Source organism: Streptomyces sp. WAC 01529, from assembly GCF_003945545.1.
Lineage (GTDB): Bacteria > Actinomycetota > Actinomycetes > Streptomycetales > Streptomycetaceae > Streptomyces > Streptomyces anatolicus.
In genome coordinates, this window is the sequence record NZ_CP029617.1 from 6,726,149 (window position 1) to 6,748,429 (window position 22,281).

Sequence of the window (22,281 nt, forward strand, 5' to 3'; positions counted from 1 at the left end):
GGGTGCACAGGCTCCGACGGCCGCGACGCCGAATGGGCCCTACTGGGCCTTGAGCCTGTCGTCTTCGGGTGGGTGGTTGTTGGACCAGTCGAGTTGGCACAGGACCAAGCGGTAACCGTCGGGGTCCTCGATGGTGACTCCCCACTGAGCCCAGTAAGGGTTGTCGGAGGTGACGATCTTGCCGCCGTGATGGGCGAGTTGGTCGACCAGCTGTTGCGGAACTGGGTGGTCAAGGTAGAAGACCAGGAGGTCGTCCTCGGTCGGGGTAGGGGCGGCTGGTTCCGCTCCGTGGTGTGTCAGCTCGATGTGCCAGTTGGCGTCCGGCAGCCCCAGCATGCGCAGCGCGTGGTCCGCGGCGTCGCGGCCGAAGAGGAGGGAGAGGCCAAGGCCGTCGCACCAGAACGCCTGGGTGGCTTCCATGTTGGCGGTGGGGCGGGAGACGCGCAGATGCGTGTCAGCGGTGATTTGCACGGGAGACTCCTTTCTTGCCGGCTGCTCAGTCGGTTGAGCGGTCCGGTGTCGGGGGTGGCGGCACAGCGGGGCGAAAGGTGTTATTTCACGTCCGCTTGAGTTCCTCGGTGAGCTGATGGCTGGTGAGGATGCGGGAGAAGGCGGGGAGCATGCGCTGGACGCTGAAGGTGTGAGTTTCGTCGTCGAAGCTGGAGCAGAGGTCTTCCAGTACCGTGATGTGGTAGCCGGAGTCGGACCCGGTGCGGGCGGTTGCTTCGACGACGAAGTTGGTCGCCACGCCGCCCAGTACCAGTTCGGTGGGCTGAAGTTGGGCGAGTTTCTGTGTGAGGTTGGTGCCGATGAAGGGGTCGGCCCCGCCCTTGGTGATCACGGGTTCGCCGGGCAGTGGGGAGACTTCGTCGCAGATGGCGCTGAGCGGGTCGTCGTCCTGGAGGCGGTTCTGTTCGCGGATGCTGCGGAAGAACGGGGCGGCGCTCGTCATGCGGGTGTAGTGCTCGTCGAAGCAGGCGCGGACGAAGAGGCGTGGCAGATCACGGCGGCGGAATTCCTCCAGCATTGCGGCGGCGGCTGTCAGGACGCCGCGTTCGCGGGCATGTTCGCCCAGGGCGCCGTGTTTGCACAGCTCGACCTGGTAGTCCAGCAGCAGCAGAACGGGGCGGGACATTCAGCGGTCGCTCCTCTTGGGGCGGGGTGGCGGCACCGAGCGCGGGTGCAGCCGCCGTTGGAGGCTGCCGGGTGGCAGCCGGTAACGGGCGCTGGTCTACGGGCTGTTAATGGCGCGCAGCTTGTCGCTGATCCAGTCGCCAGCACGCACGCCCTCGTACTGCTTGTGGCCGAGAGGCGCGGGCAGGGGCGTGATGAGGGTGCCGGGGGCGCAGCTGTGGAAGTACACCAGCGAGGTCAGCTCCTCCTCAGGGGCATCTGCGGAGGGCGGGAGGACGCGGTGGCGTCCGGAGCGCCAGCGACCGCCGCTCCAGTGTTCCATCAGGTCGCCGATGTTGAGGGTGAACACGCCGGGCTCGTAGGGGGCGTCCTGCCAGCCGTGTTCATCGTCGTGGACCTGGAGGCCGCCTTTGCCAGTCTGCCGGTCGAGGATAGTGATGAGGCCGAAGTCGGTGTGCGGGCCGACACGGAACTGGCCGGGTGCGGCGGCGCCGGTGGCCTGGGCCGCCGGGTACCAGTTGATGTTGAATCCCCAGTGCGGGCGGGTGGTGTGCCGGGTGAAGAAGTCCGCCGGCCGGCGTAGTGCCGTTGCCATGATCTGGAGCAGGGTGTCGGCCAGGGCACGCACGTGCTCGGTGTACTGGGTTACCAGCGGGTGAAGGGAGGGCGCCTCGTCGGGCCAGCGGTGGGGCGTGTGCTGTGTGGTGCCGGGCTGCGCGGAGGAGTCGGCGGCACACGACCAGGCTTCCAGCAGGTCGGGTGGGGTCTGGGTGCCCTCGGAGAGGGCGGTGGTCACCCGTTCCCGGCCAATCCAGCCGCGCCGGTCCGGAAGCTGGGCGTAGCCCTCTTTGACGGCCGGCGGCAGGTGGAAGAAGTCGCGGGCCGCGGCGCGCACACGACCGGGCAGGTCCGGGTCGATGCCGTGCCCGGTGACCAGGAGGAATCCGGTGGACTGAAGGGTCTGGTCGACCTGGGCAGCGAGCTGTGCGCGGCCCGCCGGGTTGTCCTGCGACCACTGAGTGAGATCGATGGTCGGGATCAGAGGGGCGGCCATGAGGGTTCTCCTTCCGGGATCGGTAAGCGCGGGGCGGGCCGGCCGGGTCGTGCGGTGGTGGGCCCACCCCGCGGGTGGTGGTCAGGCAGGCAGGATCTGTTCGAGGGTGGCGATGATCTGGGGTGCGTCGGGTTCGGTCTGCGGGCTGAAGCGGGCGGCGACCGTGCCGTCGGGGGCGATGAGGAACTTCTCGAAGTTCCAGCGGACCTCCCCGCTGTATCCGTCGGCGTCCGCGGTGGTGATCAGTGCGGCGTAGAGAGGGTGGCGGCCTTCGCCGTGCACGTCGGTCTTCTGCGTCATCGGGAAGGAGGCGCCGTAGGTGGCCGAGCAGAAGGTGGCGATCTCCTCGGGTGTGCCGGGCTCCTGGCCCATGAACTGGTTGCAGGGCACCCCCAGGACGGTGAAGCCGCGCGGTGCGTAGTGCTGCTGGAGTTTCTCCAGTGCCGCGTACTGGGGGGTCAGGCCGCACTGGGAGGCGACGTTGACGATCAGAACGGCCCTGCCCCGGTACTGGGCGAGGTCAGCCGGTCCGCCGGCCAGGGCGCCGATCTCGATGTCGAAGACAGACATGTCACACCTTGGATGTGAGCTGGATTGAGGGGTGGCGTGGTTCACCGGGCGGTTTCGCCGGTGCGGGAGGGAAGCATCGCCGGCATGACGGCGGCGGTCAGGGCGAAGGCGCAGGCGGTGATGAGAAAGACCAGCGCGTAGCCGTCGGCCAGCTGTGCGGGGCTGCCGGGGGTCGCACCGTGGCTAGTGTGGGAGGCGGCGACGGCGGAGAGGATGGACAGCCCCAGGGCGCCACCCATCTGGCGGGCGGTGTTGTTGATGCCGGAGGCAGCTCCGGTGTCCTCGGTGGCCACGCAGTCGGTGGTCAGGGAGGTGAGGGCGGTGGCGGCGTAGCCCAGGCCCAGGGACATCACCAGGCCGGGCAGCAGGAAGGCGGTCAGGTAGGTGCCATCGGCGCTCAGGGCCGCGTACTGCCACAGCGATCCGGCCGCCGCAAGGGCCAGCCCCCCGGTGATGAGCATCGTGCGCCCGGCGCGCCGGGCGAGGCGGGCCGAGGTCTTCGAGGCGAGCACGATCGCCAGCGAGTGCGGGAGGAAGGACAGGCCCGCCTGCAGCGGGGAGTAGTGCAGGACGTTCTGGGCGTAGAGGTTGAGGAAGAACCACATCACCACGAACATCGCCCCCACCGGCAGGATGCCGACCGTGGTCGCGCGCAGGCTGCGGTTGGCGAACAGCCGCAGCGGCATCAGCGGCGCGGCAGTGCGGGCTTGGACCAGCACGAACAGCGCCAGCAGGATCACCCCGGCGATCAAGGGCAGCAGCGTGCCCGCCGCCTGCCAGCCCGCGGTCTCCGAGCGGCTGATGCCGAACGTGAGCGCGGCCAGTCCCGTACACACCAGCACCGCCCCCGGCACATCCAGCTTCGCCGAGCCGGCCGGACGCACCTTGGGCAGCCAGGCCAGGGAACCGGCCAGCACCAGCAGGCCCACCGGCACGTTGATCAACAGGACCGAGCGCCAGGACAGGTACTCCACCAGCACCCCGCCCACCAGGCTGCCCGCGGCTCCTCCGGCGGAAGCGACCGCAGCCCAGGTGCCGATCGCCCGCGAGCGGGCCTCAACCTCGGCGAAGGCGGTGCTCACCAGCGTGAGCGTGACCGGCGCGACGGCAGCCGACCCCACGCCCTGCGCGGCCCGGGCCACAAGAATCTGCCACGGCTCCTGCGCCAGCCCGCCGCCCAGGCTCGCGAGCGTGAAGAGGGCCATGCCGGTGATGAAGACCGTCCGCTGACCCCACAGGTCACCCAGACGCCCGAACAGCAGCATCAACCCCGAGAACGGGATCACATAGGCGATGGTCACCCACTGCAGGGCCGAGGGACTCATCCCCAGGTCCTGGCGCATCGGCGGGATCGCCACATTCATCACCGACACATCGAGGATGACCAGGAACTGGCCCAGGCACGCCAGGACCAGCACCGCCCACCGCGGCCCACGGCCCGCAGCCGGTCCGGGATCACCGCCTTGAGGGGCCGGGCGAGAGGAAGGGGCCAAGGTACGCATGAAGAACTGCCTTCGTGACTCAGACGGGAAGAGGGACGCCCCCACCTTCCAGCCGCATCACCCTCCAGCCCGAGTCATATCCTGGATCCCGGGAAGAACCCACATCAGGATCGGAGATACGAGTGGAATCCGTCAGCCTGGACGAGATGGATCACCAGTTCCTGCGTATCCTCCAGCATGACCCACGCGCCCCCTTCGCCCGCATCGGCACGATGCTGGGGGTCTCCGAGACCACCGTGACCCGCCGCTACCAGCGCCTGCGCGGCCTGGGCCTGCGCATCACCGCCCAACCCGTCCCCTCCCGCCTCGGCCTGACCCGCTGGCTGCTGCGCCTGCACACCGTGCCCCACGCCGCCACCACGATCGCCGAAGCCCTCGCCCGCCGCCCCGACACCAGCTGGGTCACCCTCGCTTCCGGCGGTACCGAGATCAACTGCGCGGTCAACACCCGCAGCCGCCACGAGCGCAACGTCCTGCTGCTGGAGAAGCTCCCCCGCACCCCACAGGTCACCTCCGTCACCGCCCACTGCCTGCTGCACATCTTCACCGGCGCCGCCAGCACCTGGCATGCCACCCGCTTCGGGACCGACGCCCACCTGCTCGCCGCCGACCCCGACACCAGCACCGAACCGGTCACCCTGGACACCACCGACTACGCACTCCTCGGGCAGCTCGCCACCGACGGGCGCATGTCCATCACCGAACTCGCCGCCACCACCGGGCGGTCCACCTCCACCGTCCAGCGCCGCCTCGACCACCTGCGCACCACCGGCGCCGTCAGCTTCGCCATCGACTTCGACCCCGAACTCCTCGGCTACCACATGAACACCCGCCTGTGGCTGCGCGTCTCCCCCACCCACCTGCGCACCGTCGGCAAAGCCCTGGCCGCCCACCCCGAAATCGCATTCGCCGCGGCCACCACCGGCCCCTCCAACCTCGTCGCCAGCGGCCTCTTCCGCGACCCTTACGACCTGTACCGCTACATGGACGAGAAACTCGGCACCCTGCCCATCGACACCACCGAGACCGCCCCCATCCTCCGCGACGTCAAACGCCTCACCACGACCTGACTGCCACAAGGACACCCGGAAACCCCTCGGCTCTGCGGCGAACGCCAAGGCCAAGCTGAAGCTGGTCGCGCCCGGGGGAACAGTGCACTCGCCGCTCTACGGCCCCAAGCAGGCCACGGAGTTCCATCCCACACTCTTCGCCGATGCCCAAGTTGACGAGATCTTCACCCACTCCCTGGCCTTCGCCCTCCGCCTCATGGCCTAACAGGAAGGCAGCTCACGGCGGTTCGCGTTCCAGCACGCGTCTACCACCACAGGAAATGCAAGATCCAATGACACGAACCGAGCTCACCCCGGGCTTCGTGTTCCTTCATCCCACAGATCAGCACTGCAGGCCGATGCAACGATGAACTTCAACGGACACCATATCGGCGTTGGTGATCTCCGAGCCGAGGAGGGGAAGGTGTCGGGGCTGAAGCTGTTTCACACGACAAATAGCGGCGTGACAGAGGTTGCGCCGCGTCTTGCTGCGGTCGAGGCGGATGTGCAGGACCTCGTCGAGGCGCACATGGAGACGATGCTGGGCGTCACCTTCCTGGCGAGCGAGTACGTCATCGACTGCGTCGACGGCGGGCGGATCGACTCGCTGGGCCTCGACGAGAACGGCGCACCCGTGATCGTCGAGTACAAGCGCGGCACCGACGCAGGCGTGATCAACCAGGGCCTCTACTACATGGCCTGGCTGACGAACCACAAGGACGCCTTCCGGAACCTGGTCCGCGACCGGCTCGGGGTGACAGCCGCGTCCCAGATCCTGTGGAGCGCACCCCGGCTGATCTGCGTGGCCGGCGACTTCACCCGCTACGACGCGCACGCCGTACGCGAGCACCGGCGCTCGATCGACCTGGTCCGCTACCGCTACTTCGGCAGCGACCACTTCGGCCTTGAGACCGTAGCCTCCGTCACCGGGCACTCGGCTCCGGCCAAGCGGGTACGCCGACGAGCGGCCGGGGTGCCGGCCCGAGGCCAGGACGGTGCGATGGCCGAGCTGGCCCAGGCGGTCGACGAGGTCCTGGTCGGACTCGGGGACGGCGTCACCCGGGTACAGCGCAAGCAGTACCGCGCCTACCGACGGCTGCGGAACTTCGCCAGCGTCTGCCCGCCCCAGCAGACCAAGATCCTCGTCTACCTCAAGGCCGACCCGAACGAGGTTGACCTTGTTCCCGGCTTCACCCGGGATGTAACGGGGCTGGGCCACCACGGCACGGGTGACTTGGAGCTGCAACTGCGTACGGAGCGCGACCTGGAGCGCGCCGGTGACCTTCTCCGCCTCAGCTACGCCGCGGCATAGAGATCCCCCGCTACGGCATCGGCCCAAGCGGAGTGTGGAGTTGTGGACTGTCGTCGTGATGCTGCCTTTCGACGGGACGGGCAGGGAATGGCGGTGGACCACTAATGGTGCGGAGGATCCCCGGTTTCGCTAACCGGGGATCCTGTGCTAGGTGCCGAGGGGCCCTCCGCTCTCTCGGCTTCAGCGTCCGAATGCGGCGCGTCAGCGCAGCGGATCGTTCCGCAGGTGCGCAGGCAGCTGCCGGTATAGGCGCCGTTGGGCCGCATAGTCATCCTGGCCATCTGTGAACTCGCGGGCCTTGCTCCCGATGCGGTGGGAGAAGCGCACCTGTAGTCCGCCGGAGCGGCCAGTGGTGCTGTGTGCGTAGAACACGGCATCCGTACCTGTCTGCGGGCGGGAGGTGGCAGCCGCAGTCCAGTTTTGTCACGTTGACCGGTAGCCCACACTCAGGATCGGTGAGCAAGGTGATGAAGTCGTGATGGTGATAGGGGGCTCGAACGAGCGGTTCGTGGATGTGGTCGATGATCCACTCATGGCCGCCGTGTTTCCGGGCCACGTTGCTCCAGCCGGTTGTCCACAGGGGGGTGCCGATCGTCCGCAGGAGCGGGGCGCGGCGCAGCATTCCGCTAGTTGCCCAGGCTGAGGCACGGAGTAGACGGTTGCGTCGGGCGTGCACGGTGTGGGCGTGCGTGCTGCGATACGGCTTTTCACTGCTGTGCCACTGGTCGGGAGCTTTGGCGTGGCACATGAGGGTGCCGTCCGAGTCGTAGTCGCGCTTTTGGAGTTCGAGGGCGGTGAGCCAGTCGTCGACGTCTACTCCGCCCAAGGTGATGCTGCCGGGGAGACCGACTCTGCGTAGAACGATCTCACCGTCCTCGATCGAGAACCGGGCCCCTGGGATTCCCCGCAACTCCCCTTCGCGACTACGAGACCAAACCCGCGCACCTCTGACCCCGACAGCTCCGGCGTCCTGGGGGCATGGTCCCTTCAGCCTGGATCCACCGCGTGACGCTCGTCCTTTGGGCGGTGTAACCAGAAGCGACTCGTGCAGCTGAGTCGGCACCACAGAGCGCCCTGATGGCGCGCGGGGTCCTCGCCCCACGCCGCCGATCTCCGCCGCGTCACGAGGCAGGAGCCGGCCGGGAACGGCAGCCGTGTGCAGTTCTCGCTACCGGGGACAATCTGTAGACAACGTCCCTGCACTTGTGACGGACGCACACGCTCCGCGCTGCACGGGTCTCTCGTATGGTGAAACAGCAAAGCACCTGCCGTAGAGAGTAGTTGGGGGATCTTCATGCCGCAGGAGCCGTGGGTCGGTTTGGCGGATGCGATCAGCGCCGTACGTGCAGAGTTGGACCTCGCCATGGACAACGGCCGGGAGCACCGGATCAGCTTCCGCACCGGGCCTGTGGAGATGGAGTTCAACGTGGACGTGAGGAAGGACGGCGAGGCCCGCGCCAGGGTAATGGTCTTGCCATGGAGCGCCGAGGGGAAGGCCGGGTACGCAGCCGGAACGACAAGTCGACTGAAGATCACTTTGCAGCCGGTCGATGAGGACGGAGCGGACCAGAAGATCACCGCGGATTCCGAGGAGCGCCCGACGTAGTGGGCCCTGGCGCTAAGGGAACATCATGCACCTACAGCGGGTGGTGGAGGTCTGGAATCCGACCTCGCAGAGAGTCGGCACAGGTTACTTGGTTACAGATCATCTGGTGCTGACGGCACATCACAACGTGTCGCCCAGTGGTGCTGGGGGCGACGGAGGGCTGGAGATACGTCGGTTGGGGCTGGGCCCGGCAAAGGACCAGCCGTGGGTCGCGGCCAGGGTGGTGTGGCCCGATGAGCCACCCGATCTGGCCGCAGATCCGGGAGGTGACGCGGCTCTGTTGTTGATCACCGACGGGGAATGGGTGCCTCCCGACTGTCCACCGGTCGCCTGGGGTCGCCTGGCTCCGCCCGGGGAAGGGCGAGGACGAACGGACTGCGTCGCAGTTGGCTTCCCGCAGGCCGAAGCGAGGGGCGGCCGCCGTGACACCAAGGAGATTCGGGGGCACATCGAAGCCCTGACGGGATTGAAGTCCTGTCTGATCCACGCACATGTGGATCAGGTTGCAACCCCGCACGGTGGCTCCACGACCTCGCGGTGGGCGGGGACTTCGGGAGCTGCCCTGTTCTGCGGGACCGCTCTGGTAGGCATCCTCGTCGTGGACCGGGCTAGGGACTATCCGGCCACCCTGCTCAGAGCCGTACCCGTGGCGGGACTGGCCGCTCGTCCCGGCTTCGCTACGACTATCAAGGCAACGGGCGGTGCTCTGACTCTTCAGGAGGTCACCTCCTTAGCTGCCCACGGCCTGGCATCCGCCTACGCGGTGGAAGCCCGAGTCGGGCTGAACAATCTTCCCGAGCTGCCCTCCCGGATCTTCGTGGGACGTTCCGATGCCCTGCACGAGCTCGCCGCCGCCCTTAACCGTGGCTCCCAGGCGGTCACCCAAACTCTTCACGGTCTGGGAGGAGTCGGCAAGAGCACTCTCGCTCTGCACTACGCCCACACCCATCTGGACGCCTACCGGCTCGTGTGGTGGATCCGCTGTGATACTCCTGACCTGATCACCGCCGACCTGGCCGCGCTGGCCGGCCGGCTGCGCGGCGGCATCACCGGCGATCTGACCACACCACAAGCCGCCGACTGGGCGCTGGGTTGGTTGCAGGAGCACCCGGGATGGCTCTTGATCCTGGACAACGCCGAACATCCCAGCTTCCTCGCCTCCCTGACCGGCCAGCTGCGACACGCGGGACGACACCTGATCACAAGCCGTTACGCGGAAGGCTGGGCCGCCGAATCGCTCGCCCTTCCCGTTCTGGCCGATGACGCGTCGCTCGAGCTCCTGACGCGATTCACCGGGCTGACCGACCCGGCCAACCAGGACCAGGCTGGTCTGCTCGCCGAGGAACTCGGACACCTGCCCTTGGCCCTGGAGCAAGCGGGTGCCTTCATCCGGCAGAGCAAGCTCCAGACGGTCAGTGAGTACCGCGACCTGCTGCACGAAGACACGGCGTACACCGTCGACGTCCCTGCGGACCACACCCGGCCCGAACGAACCATGGCCCGCATATGGCGTGTCACGCTCGACGCGCTGGCCCAACTGGACCCACTGACCGTACGCATTCTGCGCACTGTCGCATGGTTCGCGCCCACACCGCTGCCCCGTGATCTGCTTGATCGACTCGCCGACCATCCAGCCCGTCTCGCGCGAGCCCTTGGTCTCCTCGGCGCCTACAGCATGATCACACTCGGGTCCGACACCCTTGCTGTCCATCGCTTGGTTCAGACCATCGCGCGCACCCCGGATTCCGAGTTCGGGTTGCGTTCCCACCTCCCCCCTGATCCTCACCGCGCCCCGGGTGCCATCGAGAGGGCCCGACGCGAAGCCGCTGTCCTCCTTGCCGATGCCCTTCCGGATGATCCCCAGACCAACGTCGCAGGGTGGCCACGCTGGCGTGCGCTCATCCCACACGTCCAAGCGCACGTCGACGCCTCCGACTCCACGCAGGACACCGCAGCCACGGAGTGCGTGCTCTATGAATCCGCGGTGTTCATGCGGAGCCAAGGCTTGATCCCTCAAGCGAAATCGCTCGTCGACCGCTCTGTGGAATCCGGCACCCGCATTCACGGAGCTGACGACACCCACACTTTCGCCTCCCGAGCGCTCCAGGCCAGCGTGTACGAGGACCTCGGGGATCTGGAGCGAGCGATCAAATTGTGGGAAGCGGTCTTGGCTGACATCCAGCGGGTGTCGGGCCCTAACCATCCCGACGCCCTCGCCGCGCGCAACAACCTTGCGACCACCTGTCAGAGAGCCGGAAACCTGGGCCGATCAATCTCTCTGTTGGAAGCGGTTCTCGCCGAGGAGGAGCGCGTGCAGGGGCCCGACCACCGCCGTACCCTGGTCGCTCGAAGCAATCTGGCCGGCGTTCTTCGCGACGCGGGGGACTTGGAGCGGGCGATCGGTCTGTACGAGGCCACTCTCGCAGACCTGGAGCGGACCCTCGGTAGCGACCACCCCGACACCCTCAGTGTACGCAACAGATATGCCTCCGCCTGCGAGTTGAAGGGAGACCTCGGCCTGGCCATCTCGCTGCACAAGGCGGCGTCAGACGATTTGGAACGGTTGCTGGGAGCGGACCACCCCAACACCCTTGCGTCCCGGGACGGCCTCGCAGGGGCGTATGAGTCGGCAGGCAACCTGGGCCAAGCCATACGACTGTACGAGGCGACGCTCGCCGTACGCCTTCGTGTGTTGGGCGCCGAACACCCTGACACACTCACCAGCCGCAACAACCTTGCCTTCGCATACGGGTCGGCAGGAGATCTGGGGCGTGCTGTCCCGCTGCACGAGGCGACGCTGGCTGACCGCGAGCGGGTACTGGGAGCCGACCACCCCGACACGCTGTCTTCCCGCAACAACCTGGCTTGTTCGTACGAAGAGTTGGGCGATCTGGACCGGGCGGTTCCCTTGTTGGAGGCAACGCTGGCCGACCGTGATCGCGTTCTGGGAGCCGACCACCCCCACACGCTGGGCTCCCGCAACCTACTCGCCTGCGCCTACGCCTCGATGGGTGATCCGAGGCGTGCTGTGCTGCTGCACGAGGCGACGCTGGCTGACCGCGAGCGGGTGCTGGGAGCCGACCACCCCGAATCGCTGTCTTCTCGTGCAAGCCTGGCCGCCGCCTCTCAGTCTGCTGGGGACCTGGGCCGTTCGGTCTCCCTCTACGAGTCGACGCTGGCTGACCGCGAGCGGGTGCTGGGAGTCGACCACCCCGACACTCTCAAGACGCGTGCGGAGCTGGCCGGCGCATATCGGTCCACGGGAGATTTGGGGCGGGCGATTCCGTTGCTCCAAGCGGCGCACGCCGACCACGAGCGGGTGCTGGGAGCCGACCACCCCAACACCCTTTCCACCTGCAGTAATCTGGCTCATGCCTGGCAAGCTGCGGGGAACCTGGCCCAGGCGATTTCGTTGTTCGAGGCGACTCTGACCGATCGACAGCGGGTGCTGGGAGCCGATCACCTTCGCACCATCGCCAGCCGCAGTAGCCTGGCCGGTGCCTATCTGGCAGCGGGAGATCCCGGTAGAGCGATTCCGTTGTTCGAGGCAGTGCTGACCGATCGGAAGAGGGTACTTGGGGACGATCACCCCGACTCGCTTTCTTCCCGCAACGAAGTGGCTCGCGCCTACCAGGCAGCGGGGTACCTTACCTGGGCGATTCGGTGCTTCGAGACGACGCTTGCGGACCACGAGCGGGTCCTGGGCGTCGACCACCTCAACACACTCGCCACGCGTCACGACCTCGCCCGCGCCTACCATGCAGCGAAGGATCCGGTGAGGGCCGTCCCGCAGTACGAAGCAACGCTGGCCGGTCTGGCGGACAAGCTCGGCGCCCGACACCTTGACACACTGAGTGCTCTCAATAATCTCGCCGGCGCCTACCAGATCGCAGGGAAGCTCACCCAGGCCATTTCGATGTACGAGGGGGCCTACGCCGGGTGCGCGGAAGTCTGCGGCGACGAAGCCCCTCTGACGCGGGCAGTTCGAGGCAACCTCATCGGTGCCTATCTCGAGCGTCATCCCCTTTGACACATATCCTGGCGATGCCTCGCAGAGGACATGTCCTCTGCGAGTGAGCAGGAGCGTCCGGGAATCAAGGCGCCAGAAGGCCAAGGCGGCAGTCGTCCGGGCGGTGTGGCAGAGCCCGGCAAGCCGGTCCACCAGCAGCGCCAACCCTTGCCCGGTGTCCCTTCGGCGGCACTTCTCGTGAATAGGGCCACCGCCCATGCAGACCGACGAGAACACCTTGGTTCCACTCAAAGGGCGTTTCGGTTGGTTTGCTCCAGGTTATGAGTGTTTACCTCGTTGCTCGTTTCGCGAGGTAGGAGGCCCTATAGCGATGTGGATCATGCTAAGTCGACCTCGCTGGCCCTGGCGTTCTTCGCCCGGGCTGCCGACACCGTGATCACTTCGCCCCGTCGGTCGACCGCGGACCGTGTCACGACTGGATTCCCCGCCACATACGCGCGGCGAACTGCCCAGTCGTGCAACCGCGCCAGCGCCGCCAGGCCACGGTTCCACCGCGAGCCGCCAACACGCCGCGGATTGCGTGGCGAGCGTGTCCGCCAGTCGTCAAAATCCCACAGGTCGTCGGGGGGCGCTTCGTTCCACGCGTTGCCCCGGGCCCTCAGGCAGTCGAAGAACAAGCAGTAGTCGTCCGCGTAGTTCCGCTTGGTCTCCGGTGCCAAGCGGGCGAATGACGAGCGGCACAAGTACAGGCTCAACACGCCATCAATCCGGCAGTCCGGCGACAGCAGAATGGGGTCTCCCACATGAATCCCGGCACGCTCTTCGCGCTCGGCCAGATCCTCCAAGCCCTCCAGAACCGGCAGGTGTTCCGCCTCCATACTCCGGTCCTGCGGCACCCAGTACGTACGCCACCCAGTCACGACCCCACCCTTGCTCGATCCGCTTCAACACGCAGAGCAAACAGGGAATTCGTCTGCTTCGATCTCCTCGAACACGCGGGGAACTCCCTCCTCTCACGCCCCGGCCGTGAACGCCTGGACACCCTGCGATCGCTCTTCGCCTCCGAGATGCTCGGCTCGCCGTGGGCGCTCGTCGCTTCCACCACCGATCGGGCAGTCGCCCAGGAATGGATGGACCCCGCCTGGGGGCGGGTGGGCGTCGAGGGTGTTGTACTCCGCTCCGGCAGCCGCCCCTACCGGCCAGGGGCGCGAGAGCTGATCAAGGTCCGTGCCTATGAGAGCGCCGAAGCGATCTTCCCTGTCAAGTCAATGTGTTCAGTTTGGTAGTGACCCTCAGGGCGCGGGAAGGCGTTTGCGGGCGGGTCTGGGCGAACAGGACAGGCCGGTCGCGGCGATCTCCTCGACGTTCTCCTCGCGTTGGCCCTGATCCGCTGGCGTCTGCCGTGCGGCGCCGATCAATGCCTGGCGTGCTCGGTCGCGGCGGCGCTCGAACCAGCTGCCCTATATGTGGCGAGGAAGGAGGAGGGCTCCTGCAGTGGGGTGCAGTGCGCCATCATTGGGGCCACGATTGCTGTGGCGATGCTCGGCGCCGGCGTGTACGTGGCACAGGATGCCTGGCGGCTTGCCACGCTGCTGTGCGGGCCGAGCCTGCTGGCCCTGGGCAAGATCTTCGTGCTTCGGCGCAGCGATCCTGATGACAGGAAGGCCGATGGTCGGGCGACGCGCTCATCCACTGCGGCGGCCGAGCAGGCCCAGCAACAACCACCTGTCATTTAGGAGTTCACCCTCGTCGCGGCGCGGCCACCGCTCTCGGATGGCCATCATTCAGTAACTGGTGCTCACTCGCTCCGAATCCCGCTCCTGGGGCGACTGAAGCGTGTTCGGTAACGTGACGCGATGCACTTCACTACGGCACCCAACGCGCGGGAATCAGCGCGTACTCGTCCTGGCATAGCGTGGCTCAGCGACGACAACTGGGATGACTACGGGTTCAAAACAACCTTCCATTTGCGTTGCTACAACGGTAACCGCAGCGTCAACATCGGTGCAGTGAAGATCGGCTCGTTCGGCATGGAGTCCGGCCGCACTTCCCTGCCCCGGCGCTTCGAGGCCCTTGAGCCACGGTTCTTCTCCCTGGGGATCGATGAAAGCTACTACGCCACGCTGCGCGACGAGTTCGATGACGAAACGCGCCTCGCAATCTTTTCCGGTCTGCGCGATGTCGCCTACGACGCCGAGCTCTTCGAAGAAGCACGGAGCGAATCCGTCCTGCGGACATCGCTGCTGCGCGGCACCGATGTCGACACGGTCTGTACTCAGTACCGCAGGATCGCCCATGGCGGGCCCACACTCTCACGCTTCCACGTCCGCTACCGCCAAGAGGCCATGCCCGATACCGCCCCGACGCTCATCTTGGAATTGAAGGTAGACCCCGACAAGAACCCTCCCAGCAACATCCATGCGGTCATTGGAAGCAACGGCGTAGGCAAAACACGCCTGCTGCACGACATCGCCCAGACCACGCTCACCCCCGCCAGCCGACGGCGCCATAGCTCCCTGGAGGACAGGCTCCAACACGGCCCGCATCCCTTCACCAACGTCGTGTACGTATCGTTCAGTGCTTTCGACCCCCAGGGCCCTCACCAGGTCAGGAAAGTCGCCAACCGAGTCGGTGATCATGTCGACTACCAGTACGTCGGCCTGAAAACGGATGGTGGTACGGGAGTGAAGACCTACGAGGCTCTAGGCTCCGAGTTCGCCGAGTGCGTACAAAGGTGTGTGGAGGATCACCCAGCGAAGGCTCGCCGCTGGAGCGTCGTCCTGACCAAGCTCGAAGAGACGGATCCTCTCTTCTCTGACCTGGGGATCACCCGGCTCGCGCGCGCCCAGGACCGGCCGGACCCGAAGCAGGTCTTCGACGGGCTCAGCTCGGGACACAAGATCGTCCTGCTGACACTGGCCCGGCTAGTGCAGCACACCACCGAACGCACCCTTGTTCTCATCGACGAGCCCGAGGGTCATCTCCACCCCCCGTTGCTGTCGACGTTCGTGAGAACTCTGTCCGAGCTGCTAAGAGACCGCAACGGAATCGCAATCATTGCCACGCACTCACCTGTAGTGCTTCAGGAGACCCCGCGCGATGCGGTCTGGGCCCTGCGCAGGGCAGGCGATGATCTGCGCGTCGATCACCCCGAGATCGAGACGTTCGGCGAGAACGTCGGAGTGATCACCAGGGAGATCTTCGGGTTGGAGGTGCGCCGTACAGGGTTCAACAGGCTGATCCAGTCGCTCGCCGAAGACGGCATGTCGTTCGAGGACATCCTCGACGAGTTTGACGACCAACTGGGCGCCGAAGGCCGAGCGTTGGCACGTTCCGCGACCCGCCGTCTCGAAGGCGAGCGCTGATGCGCCGACTCGACCCTCCTCAGATCGGAACGCGGGAGGCGTTCCGAATGTGCATCAGCGCGAAGATCAACCCACCGATGAAGGCCCTACTCAGCAGCTATGAGGGGGTAATCATGATCGCCTCCGACATGTATGAGCAAGCGTGTCGTACGTCCACGCTTCACCACATGCATCCTGCCGCGTTCACGCCTTCGCCTCCTCTGGGGAAGCGCGACAGGGATGCCCTGATTGCCATGTACGAGCGGCGGATGGGGCCGCGGTATCCCGGTCGGCCCGTGTACGAGGAGGCCCGCAACCGCAAGGCCAAGTGCCCCATGTGTGGCGTCGGCGCAGTACGCCAGGTCGATCACCACATGCCCAAGTCGATCTACCCCTACCTTGCCGTCGTACCGATCAATTTGCTGCCCATATGTTCGGACTGCAACTTCGCGAAAAAGGACCAGTCACCGACCTGCTACGCGGAACAGACTCTCCACCCCTATTTCGATGACGTCGACCACGACCGATGGCTGAGGGCGCGGCTCATAACCCGCTCGCCCGATGGCCAGGTCCTTCATGCAAGGCCCCAGGACAGCCCAGCGAGTTGGGCGATCGAGTTCTACGTGGATCCGCCGTCCTCTTGGGATGCGAACCTCGCGGAGCGCGTCAGATACCACTTCGACACCTTCAAGCTGGCGCCGCTGTACGAGGATCAGGCCGCCGATGACCTGCCTGGTATCGAGCTGTCGATTGAGGAAGCCTTCCAGGCCGGCGGAGCACCCGACGTCCGTGCACACCTGGAGGGACTTGCACGCTCACGTGCCCGCCAGCACCAGAACTCCTGGACGGTGGCCCTGTATGAAGCGCTCTCCGCCGACCACTGGTTCTGTAGCGGGGGCTTTCGCCAGGTTGCAGCTGGCTAAGGCTCCATCTGCGCCTCGTCGGCCCAGCGCCAAAGCGCCTACCTGCTGATCCACCGTGCGTACGATCCGGCGGAGGGCGGGGGCTGGCGGACCGCGGACGGGGTCGGTGCGGTCAGCAGCGGGGCGTGGACGATGGCGCCCTTGTTGGACTCGGGGATCGGACCGTGTACGAGGATGCAGGAGTCGATGCGGCCCGGGGACTCCGGATCGGTGGACTGCCAGGTGGCCCACTCGCGCTCGATGTCACGGCCGGTCGTCTCAGAGGCGGGCGGTCCACTTGCCGACCGGGAGGGTGCGGTGATCGCGTAGCGGCGGCCGGCGGCGCGGAAAGGAGGGACCAGCCACCACTCGTCCATCTGCCACCCCGGCGAGTCCCTTGAACTCACTCAATCATCAGGGAAGCGATCATCGTCGGAATCACCGGCACCCGGCGCGCTCCGACCTCTCTGCTGCTCGGCCGCTACGACCATGAACACCGTCTTCGGCTCACTGCCCGTACGACGCCACTGCCGGCCACCGCTCGCCGCGACCTCGGACTACGCCTCACGCCCGGAGGGCCGGAATACCCCTGGGATGGGGTCCGATTCAGCGCGAGATGGGGAGCCCGCGGGGACCTGCTCTTCGAAACCGTGCAGCCCGACACCGTCGCCGAGTTTCGAGCTGACGCCGCCGTGGACGGGGGCAGTTACCGGCATCCGGTGCGATTCCTGCGCATCCGAGCGGAGTTGCACCCGATGCATGTCCCGCTCTTCGGGGAGGAGGGCGACTCGCCGGAGGACGGTGCCGACTCCGGGCCCGGCGTCTGACCGCTGCGTGCCTTGGTCATTGCGCCCACGCGTGGCCGGGCAGAACCGTTCGGAGCCGCCGCACTGTGAGTGCGCATGGTAGTTGGCCCGCCTGGCCATGTAAGTGTTCAGCAGGCCCTGAGAGGTGCCCGCACGCAGAGGTGATGCTCCCTCGCAGGGTGAGGGCTCATCGACTGCGCCCGGGACGGTACGCGGCCGGCAGCGATGCTGCCATCGATTCGGGGGCTTGAGCGGTGTGGAGCGCTGGGCCGTCAGCAGCGGCCTGTACGAGGCGGGTGCCTTGGCCCTCGGCCATTTCGAAGGCGATGTACTGCACCAGGGTCGCTGGCGTGTTCGGCGACAGTTGGAGTGCCCATGCCGGTTGGTGGACGGCGTGGCCGCCCCAGATGGTCCAGGTGGGAAGAAGCCCGTTGTCCTTCTGGGCGGCGAAGGCGTCGAACTGTATGCCGGCTTCCTGGGGGCCTGGGGCCTCCCAGGTGATGTAGCGCCCGTCGATGGTGTGCTTCCATTCCGCGTCGGTGAGCGGACGGGTCGCCTCGGTGATGGCGGTCTCGGGAGCGGTGGGGGAGAGGCCGCTGTTCCAGGCGTTCTCGGTGGCTACTGAGTCGAGCAGAGCGCTCACGATTGCGGTGGGTGTGGAGGCGGTGGCCGTGCCGTGCCGTGCCAGAGCCGGTCGCTGACCGGTGTCTCGTAGGCCGCGAAGGTCCACTTCGTCTCGCGGCCTTCGGCGTCGTGGTCGAAGATTGCGCGCAGGGTCAGGGACTCGTGATTGGCGACGGTGGTGGAGTCCTCCCAGGTCCGGTACTTCTCCCACTCGCCCTGTTCCTCTAGGAACTTGTCCAGCAGTGCCTCATGGTCCCCTGGGTCGGCCGCGTACACCGGCACCCGTTCTGTCGTTGCCTGGGGTTCCATGGGGGCGTCAACGATGCGGGCGGCGTTTGCGGCCGACAGGGCGGCGAGGGCCTGGGCGGCCTGCTGTTCGGTGTCGGTGGCCGGTGCGGGGCCGGCGCGGACCGCATCGCCGTACAGGCGCTCGAAGTCGGCGATGGCCTCGCCTGGGGTGTCGTAGGAACCGCTGACGACGCGCAGGTGGTTCTCACCGTGGAGGTGGACGCTGTCGGCGTGCGGGTAGGTACCCACGGCGACGGTGGTGTGGCCGTCGTGGGCGTGCTGGTGGATGGTGAGGAACCCGGAGGCGATGTCGTCGTGGATCTTCTGGGCTTCGGCAGACACGAGGCGGATCTCGTCGCTGTCCAGCCAGGTCATCGGGTGGTTGGCCCAGGTCCACTCGGTGTCGATCTCTTCCTGCAGCTGGTCGGTGATGTTCACGGGGATGCCGGCGTCGCGCAGGAGGTTGGCGGTGATGTTGGCGTAGTAGGGCTCCTCGTGGTCGATACGGACGAGGAGCATCGTGTCGTCGTTGACCGGCCGGAAGCCTTCCGAAGCGAGGGTGGTGCGGGCGGTGTGCAGCTTGGTGCCGGTGAGGGTCGCGACGACGGCGCTGGGGTGCTGCGGGTGCAGGCCGAGGTGAACGTGAGCGTCGGGTGCGGCGTCGGGCATAGGGGGCTCATTTCGCCGGTCCGGACCGACGCGGAGGTCGGCCCGGACCGGGGGTTCTAGCGGGTGGCTCGGATGGGTAGCGGGGCGGTGTGCGGAGGCGGCCCGGCCCGAGGGGCAGCCGGGGTGCGGGCCGGGCGGGCGGTGCGCGGCATGGCCGGGCCGGTGGCCTGGTGCCAGCGGGAGCGCACGGCGGTCAGGTCGGCCAGCGCCCGCCGACTGCCGGTGATCAGCTGATGAGGGCTGTTAGCCGGGTCATGGGTGAGGGCGGTGATGTTGACGGCGGTGGTCTGTGCGCGGCTGAGCAGGGCACGCTCAAGGACCTTCTCGCCCCAGTGTTCGGGTGAGCCGACCGGCGTGGAGAGCAGGGTCAGCAGGTTGGCGGGGGCGATGTCGTGTGCGAGCAGGCCGCGGTGCTGGGCTTCCCAGAGCACGGTGATCGGGTCGACGGCCTCGCCGCGGTGCGTGAGCGCGGTGAGGCACTGCCACAGTGCGGCGTGCAGGGGGAGCGCGAAGTCCCCGGGTATGAGCCAGCGCATCTGGCTGGTCTCGGCGGGGTACGCGGTCGCGGTGGCGATCAGGAGGCGTTCCTCGTCGAGGGCTTCCTCGCCGGTGTCCCTGGCGGGCGCCGGCGGCAGCGCGGTGCGCAGCAGGGAGCCGGGGTGCGGGGCGAAGCGGCCGGAGAGGTCGTCCAGGAACCGGGCGAGGGCGTCGGCCTGGTGGACGGTGGCCTTCGCGCGGTGGGGCAGGGTGGTGTCGACCGCAGCCTGGGCCAGGCGCTCGGCGTGCAGGCGCAGGCTGCGGCGGGCGTGGTCGGCGCGGATCATCCGGGCGTATGTGGCCGCGTGCTGCGGCCAGGGGCAGATCTGGATGAGGGTGTGCAGGTAGGAGGCGGTCAGGCCGGGGGCATGGGGGTGGGCCGCGGCCAGGACGTTGTTCGGCCAGGCGGGGCTCGTGCGGTGCTGTTCGGTGTCGGGGGCCGGTGCCGAGCGCATGGCACGGAACAGTTCGCCGTGCGTGTGGTTGGAGAAGTGGCCCGGATCCAGTGGGCCGATCTCGTCGAGGCGGTGGGGGTCCAACAGGAGTGCACCGAGCAGGGATTGTTCGGCGTAGTGCACGGGTTGGGGCGGCGGAAGGTCGTCGTGCTCGTCGTCGGTGGAGGGAGGGGGCATCAGGCGGCCAGGGTGAAGTCGTCGGGGGTGAGGGTCTTGCCGAGGTGTGGTGCCAGCAGGTGGGCTGCGAGCCGGGGCGGGACGGCGTTGCCGACCTGGCTGAAGATCTGCCCCTTGTTGCCCTGCCAGGGGTAGTCGGCGGGGAAGGTCTGCAGGATGCCGGCCTCGGCAGCGGTGATCCGGATCGGATCCGGCGCTGAGACGGTGCCCGCCGGCGCTGAAACTGTCGGCTCGGCCTGCCACACGCACTCGTTGACCCGGTGACCGAAGAACAGGGTCCCGGCCGGCTCATCGATCGTGCGGACGGTGGCGTTGGCCTGGTTGTTGCTGCGCAGGGTCCAGCGCCACGCCGTGGGCGTCGCCTGTGTGGCGGGGACGGATTTCTCCGTCCGGGCATCCGCCCCAGCGACAGTCGAGTTGGCGGGCGGGTGCGGCTTCCAGGTGCCGCGGTCGCGGGCGTCACTGAGGGTCTTGCGGGAGCCGGAGGGGAACGGCTCGGGCCCGCCACCGGGGCCGCCCCCGGCGCACACGGTCGGTACGGGGCGGTCGGTGGCGCCCCAGCCGAGGGCCTCGGCCATGGAGATCCAGCGGGCGCGGCCCGGCCCGAACAGCGACTCGGGCTCGGCGTGTTTGGCGTGTGTGGGCGGCGGCGGCTCGGCGGTGCGCGTGCGGGAGGCGAGCAGGATTGCCCGCCGCCGGGTCTGCGGCACGCCGTAGTCGGCCGCGTTCAAGATCCCGGTCCAGGCCGAGTAACCCCAGGTGCGCAGGATCGCGGCGTACTGGCACCACAGGGGCAGGACGTCGGGGACTTCTTCCATCGCGACCCACTCCGGCTGCCCGTGTTGGTGCAGGGCGTGCAGGTAGCGCATGGGTTCGGCGGCGAGCAGGGAGCGTGGGTCACGGCAGGCGGCCAGCAGCTGTTCGCGGGTGTCCAGGCCCTTTGCGAGGTCGGCGACGGCCTGATGGACCAGAGGCTGGTCGAGGAGCCCAAGGCGCTTGCCGGCCATCGACCATGCCTGGCACGGCGGGCTCGCGATCAGGCCGGTGATCCGGCCGAGGAAGGGCCACAGAGGGTAGGCCGCGACATCGGTGCGGATCGTCAACTGCCCTGCTGCCGCACGGGTCTTGCACGCCCACTCGTCCCATTCCAGGCCCACGTCCCGTACGCCGAGCACGGTCAGGGCCTGGCTCCATCCCCCGGGACCAGCGAACAGATCAAGAATCAAGAGGCCAGCCCGAAACCGTCCTGCACCGGCTCGACTTCACCGCGGCAGGCCCATGGGGAACAGCCGTCGATGACGCCGTTCTCCAGTCCCTGGGCGTCTGCTGCGCTGTCGCCGAGTTCTTGCTGCAGGGCGGCCCATTCGGCGGCGGTGACATGGTCGATCGGCGCCTGGTCGAGCGGCACGCGCGAGCGGTGCAGGAATGCTTCTCCCAGCAGTCGGTTGCCGGTGGCGTTGGCGCGGGCGTTGCCTTGCCGGATGGCTGCATCGAAGGCCACCACGTCCGCCCACTCCTGCGGCGATGAGTCCCGGATGGATCTCCACTGGGCGTTCCCATGAAAGGGGCACCCAAGGCAGCTGGACTTCGGGGTGTCCGCCAGTCCGAGTGACGTCAAGTACCGGACGCAATCAGCCCTTGACCAGCCCATGTCGATGAGCGGGTGGCGGTTGCGCATGTACTTGACGTCCGAGTCCTTGGCCCGGTGGAATTCATCCGTCGAAATGCCGACCCACTGCTCCACGAAAACGCCTCGGGGGATGCGTGCCGGGTAGGGGTATCCGAGGAGTTCGCGCACCTGCTTCTTCAGGGGCTTAATTTTGTACTCGCCAGTGCATTGGCGCCTGGTCATGCCCGGCTTGCCGTCTTTGTTCAGGATATAGAGCGGCATGGAAGCGAAGCGGTGATCCGGGTCGAGTGCATCCCTTCTGATGTTCCCGGAGGAGACTCGTAGAATGGGTATTCCGGCCGGACTGGCTATGTCCCGCTCCAGCCGGTCGAGATGCTGGTAAACGGCCTGCGGCTCCCAGCCGGTGTCGGCGAATATCGCGTAATCGACCTTGGGGAGGATGCCCTTGGCGGACAGGGCGAGCATGGCGCTGGATTGCACTCCAGCACCGAGAGAAATGCATCGGAAGGCGGGGGATTCGGAAATGGTGCGACCTTAGGGAATGAGGCAGGGGATAGGAGGAGGTTCAGCGCCGCGGGGGGTGCCGGGGACGACGCGGCGGGCTGCACGAGCGCGGGCATTGCCCTCAGGGCGGCGCGGGAACCCGGCTGAT

21 protein-coding genes are annotated in these 22,281 nt (G+C 67.4%); 9 read left to right on the top strand and 12 right to left on the bottom strand.

Annotation, left to right across the window (positions count from 1 at the left end; translation table 11 throughout):
- Nucleotides 1-39 precede the first annotated feature (39 nt).
- The 5 genes from DMA15_RS29925 to DMA15_RS29945 all read right to left on the bottom strand — a co-directional run bounded on the left by DMA15_RS29925 (nt 40) and on the right by DMA15_RS29945 (nt 4,176).
- Entirely contained in the window at nt 40-471 is a 432-nt protein-coding gene (locus DMA15_RS29925; RefSeq protein ID WP_125515836.1) for a VOC family protein, read from the bottom strand.
- An 85-nt stretch (nt 472-556) separates the two neighbouring features.
- The gene (locus DMA15_RS29930) at nt 557-1,135 is read right to left on the bottom strand and encodes an isochorismatase family cysteine hydrolase (protein ID WP_125515837.1); all 579 of its coding nucleotides are present in this window, start codon (nt 1,133-1,135) and stop codon (nt 557-559) included.
- Nucleotides 1,136-1,231: 96 nt separating this feature from the next.
- Nucleotides 1,232-2,188, bottom strand: coding sequence for an isopenicillin N synthase family oxygenase (locus DMA15_RS29935; RefSeq protein WP_206302871.1), 957 nt, complete (start codon nt 2,186-2,188; stop codon nt 1,232-1,234).
- 81 nt (nt 2,189-2,269) lie between these two features.
- On the bottom strand, nt 2,270-2,758 hold the full coding sequence (locus tag DMA15_RS29940; RefSeq protein WP_125515838.1) for a glutathione peroxidase: 489 nt from the start codon (nt 2,756-2,758) through the stop codon (nt 2,270-2,272).
- Nucleotides 2,759-2,799: 41 nt separating this feature from the next.
- Nucleotides 2,800-4,176 carry an MFS transporter gene (locus tag DMA15_RS29945; protein ID WP_240660015.1) on the bottom strand — a complete coding sequence of 459 codons (1,377 nt, stop codon included), beginning with the start codon at nt 4,174-4,176 and terminating at the stop codon, nt 2,800-2,802.
- A 230-nt stretch (nt 4,177-4,406) separates the two neighbouring features.
- Between DMA15_RS29945 and DMA15_RS29950 the strand changes: the two genes are divergently transcribed.
- The 5 genes from DMA15_RS29950 to fxsT all read left to right on the top strand — a co-directional run bounded on the left by DMA15_RS29950 (nt 4,407) and on the right by fxsT (nt 12,257).
- A complete protein-coding gene (locus tag DMA15_RS29950; protein WP_206302872.1) occupies nt 4,407-5,330 on the top strand; it encodes an Lrp/AsnC family transcriptional regulator in 924 nt (307 codons plus the stop codon).
- A gap of 82 nt (nt 5,331-5,412) precedes the next feature.
- Complete coding sequence (locus DMA15_RS38065; RefSeq protein WP_276314377.1) at nt 5,413-5,535, top strand: hypothetical protein; 123 nt, start codon at nt 5,413-5,415, stop codon at nt 5,533-5,535.
- Between the two features lie 198 nt (nt 5,536-5,733).
- A complete protein-coding gene (locus tag DMA15_RS29955; RefSeq protein ID WP_125515841.1) occupies nt 5,734-6,621 on the top strand; it encodes an endonuclease NucS domain-containing protein in 888 nt (295 codons plus the stop codon).
- Between the two features lie 1,294 nt (nt 6,622-7,915).
- Nucleotides 7,916-8,227 (top strand): trypco2 family protein, encoded by a 312-nt coding sequence (locus tag DMA15_RS29960; protein WP_125515842.1) that lies wholly within the window; start codon nt 7,916-7,918, stop codon nt 8,225-8,227.
- Between the two features lie 646 nt (nt 8,228-8,873).
- On the top strand, nt 8,874-12,257 hold the full coding sequence (fxsT, locus tag DMA15_RS29965; RefSeq protein WP_240660016.1) for an FxSxx-COOH system tetratricopeptide repeat protein: 3,384 nt from the start codon (nt 8,874-8,876) through the stop codon (nt 12,255-12,257).
- Nucleotides 12,258-12,574: 317 nt separating this feature from the next.
- Here fxsT and DMA15_RS29970 read toward each other — a convergent pair whose 3' ends face one another.
- A complete protein-coding gene (locus tag DMA15_RS29970; protein ID WP_240660017.1) occupies nt 12,575-13,075 on the bottom strand; it encodes a site-specific integrase in 501 nt (166 codons plus the stop codon).
- A 498-nt stretch (nt 13,076-13,573) separates the two neighbouring features.
- Here DMA15_RS29970 and DMA15_RS29980 point away from each other — a divergent pair, with 498 nt between their 5' ends.
- The 3 genes from DMA15_RS29980 to DMA15_RS29990 all read left to right on the top strand — a co-directional run bounded on the left by DMA15_RS29980 (nt 13,574) and on the right by DMA15_RS29990 (nt 16,464).
- Nucleotides 13,574-13,933, top strand: coding sequence for a hypothetical protein (locus DMA15_RS29980; protein WP_125515845.1), 360 nt, complete (start codon nt 13,574-13,576; stop codon nt 13,931-13,933).
- Between the two features lie 120 nt (nt 13,934-14,053).
- Nucleotides 14,054-15,562 (top strand): AAA family ATPase, encoded by a 1,509-nt coding sequence (locus DMA15_RS29985; RefSeq protein ID WP_125515846.1) that lies wholly within the window; start codon nt 14,054-14,056, stop codon nt 15,560-15,562.
- Nucleotides 15,562-16,464: a hypothetical protein gene (locus DMA15_RS29990; RefSeq protein ID WP_240660018.1), complete on the top strand. Its 903-nt coding sequence runs from the start codon at nt 15,562-15,564 to the stop codon at nt 16,462-16,464. The genes DMA15_RS29985 and DMA15_RS29990 overlap by 1 nt, the downstream gene beginning before the upstream one ends.
- Nucleotides 16,465-16,502: 38 nt before the next feature.
- Here DMA15_RS29990 and DMA15_RS29995 read toward each other — a convergent pair whose 3' ends face one another.
- Nucleotides 16,503-16,850: a hypothetical protein gene (locus DMA15_RS29995; protein ID WP_125515847.1), complete on the bottom strand. Its 348-nt coding sequence runs from the start codon at nt 16,848-16,850 to the stop codon at nt 16,503-16,505.
- A 243-nt stretch (nt 16,851-17,093) separates the two neighbouring features.
- On the opposite strand from DMA15_RS29995, the gene DMA15_RS36820 reads away from it, so the two are divergent.
- Nucleotides 17,094-17,270, top strand: coding sequence for a hypothetical protein (locus DMA15_RS36820; RefSeq protein WP_164551851.1), 177 nt, complete (start codon nt 17,094-17,096; stop codon nt 17,268-17,270).
- Nucleotides 17,271-17,436: 166 nt separating this feature from the next.
- On the opposite strand, the gene DMA15_RS36825 is transcribed toward DMA15_RS36820, so the two are convergent.
- From DMA15_RS36825 to DMA15_RS30015, 5 genes are read right to left on the bottom strand one after another with little or no spacing between them, the layout of a single operon-like run.
- Nucleotides 17,437-17,892 (bottom strand): DUF317 domain-containing protein, encoded by a 456-nt coding sequence (locus tag DMA15_RS36825; RefSeq protein ID WP_164551852.1) that lies wholly within the window; start codon nt 17,890-17,892, stop codon nt 17,437-17,439.
- A complete protein-coding gene (locus DMA15_RS30000) occupies nt 17,889-18,830 on the bottom strand; it encodes a hypothetical protein (RefSeq protein WP_164551853.1) in 942 nt (313 codons plus the stop codon). Before DMA15_RS30000 ends, DMA15_RS36825 begins: the two co-directional genes overlap by 4 nt.
- 56 nt (nt 18,831-18,886) lie before the next feature.
- Nucleotides 18,887-19,999: a DnaB-like helicase N-terminal domain-containing protein gene (locus DMA15_RS30005; RefSeq protein WP_125515848.1), complete on the bottom strand. Its 1,113-nt coding sequence runs from the start codon at nt 19,997-19,999 to the stop codon at nt 18,887-18,889.
- Nucleotides 19,999-21,225, bottom strand: coding sequence for a DNA cytosine methyltransferase (locus tag DMA15_RS30010; protein ID WP_125515849.1), 1,227 nt, complete (start codon nt 21,223-21,225; stop codon nt 19,999-20,001). Before DMA15_RS30010 ends, DMA15_RS30005 begins: the two co-directional genes overlap by 1 nt.
- Nucleotides 21,222-22,094, bottom strand: a complete 873-nt coding sequence (locus DMA15_RS30015) for a hypothetical protein (RefSeq protein ID WP_125515850.1) — start codon at nt 22,092-22,094, stop codon at nt 21,222-21,224. Before DMA15_RS30015 ends, DMA15_RS30010 begins: the two co-directional genes overlap by 4 nt.
- Nucleotides 22,095-22,281: the final 187 nt, after the last annotated feature.

Coding starts and splice junctions, on each gene's coding strand:
- DMA15_RS29930 (WP_125515837.1), bottom strand. CDS start 1,135: ATGTCCCGCCCCGTTCTGCTGCTGCTGGACTACCAGGTCGAGCTGTGC.
- DMA15_RS29935 (WP_206302871.1), bottom strand. CDS start 2,188: ATGGCCGCCCCTCTGATCCCGACCATCGATCTCACTCAGTGGTCGCAG.
- DMA15_RS29940 (WP_125515838.1), bottom strand. CDS start 2,758: ATGTCTGTCTTCGACATCGAGATCGGCGCCCTGGCCGGCGGACCGGCT.
- DMA15_RS29950 (WP_206302872.1), top strand. CDS start 4,407: ATGGATCACCAGTTCCTGCGTATCCTCCAGCATGACCCACGCGCCCCC.
- DMA15_RS29960 (WP_125515842.1), top strand. CDS start 7,916: ATGCCGCAGGAGCCGTGGGTCGGTTTGGCGGATGCGATCAGCGCCGTA.
- DMA15_RS29970 (WP_240660017.1), bottom strand. CDS start 13,075: ATGGAGGCGGAACACCTGCCGGTTCTGGAGGGCTTGGAGGATCTGGCC.
- DMA15_RS29985 (WP_125515846.1), top strand. CDS start 14,054: ATGCACTTCACTACGGCACCCAACGCGCGGGAATCAGCGCGTACTCGT.
- DMA15_RS29990 (WP_240660018.1), top strand. CDS start 15,562: ATGCGCCGACTCGACCCTCCTCAGATCGGAACGCGGGAGGCGTTCCGA.
- DMA15_RS30000 (WP_164551853.1), bottom strand. CDS start 18,830: ATGCCCGACGCCGCACCCGACGCTCACGTTCACCTCGGCCTGCACCCG.
- DMA15_RS30005 (WP_125515848.1), bottom strand. CDS start 19,999: ATGCCCCCTCCCTCCACCGACGACGAGCACGACGACCTTCCGCCGCCC.
- DMA15_RS30015 (WP_125515850.1), bottom strand. CDS start 22,094: ATGCTCGCCCTGTCCGCCAAGGGCATCCTCCCCAAGGTCGATTACGCG.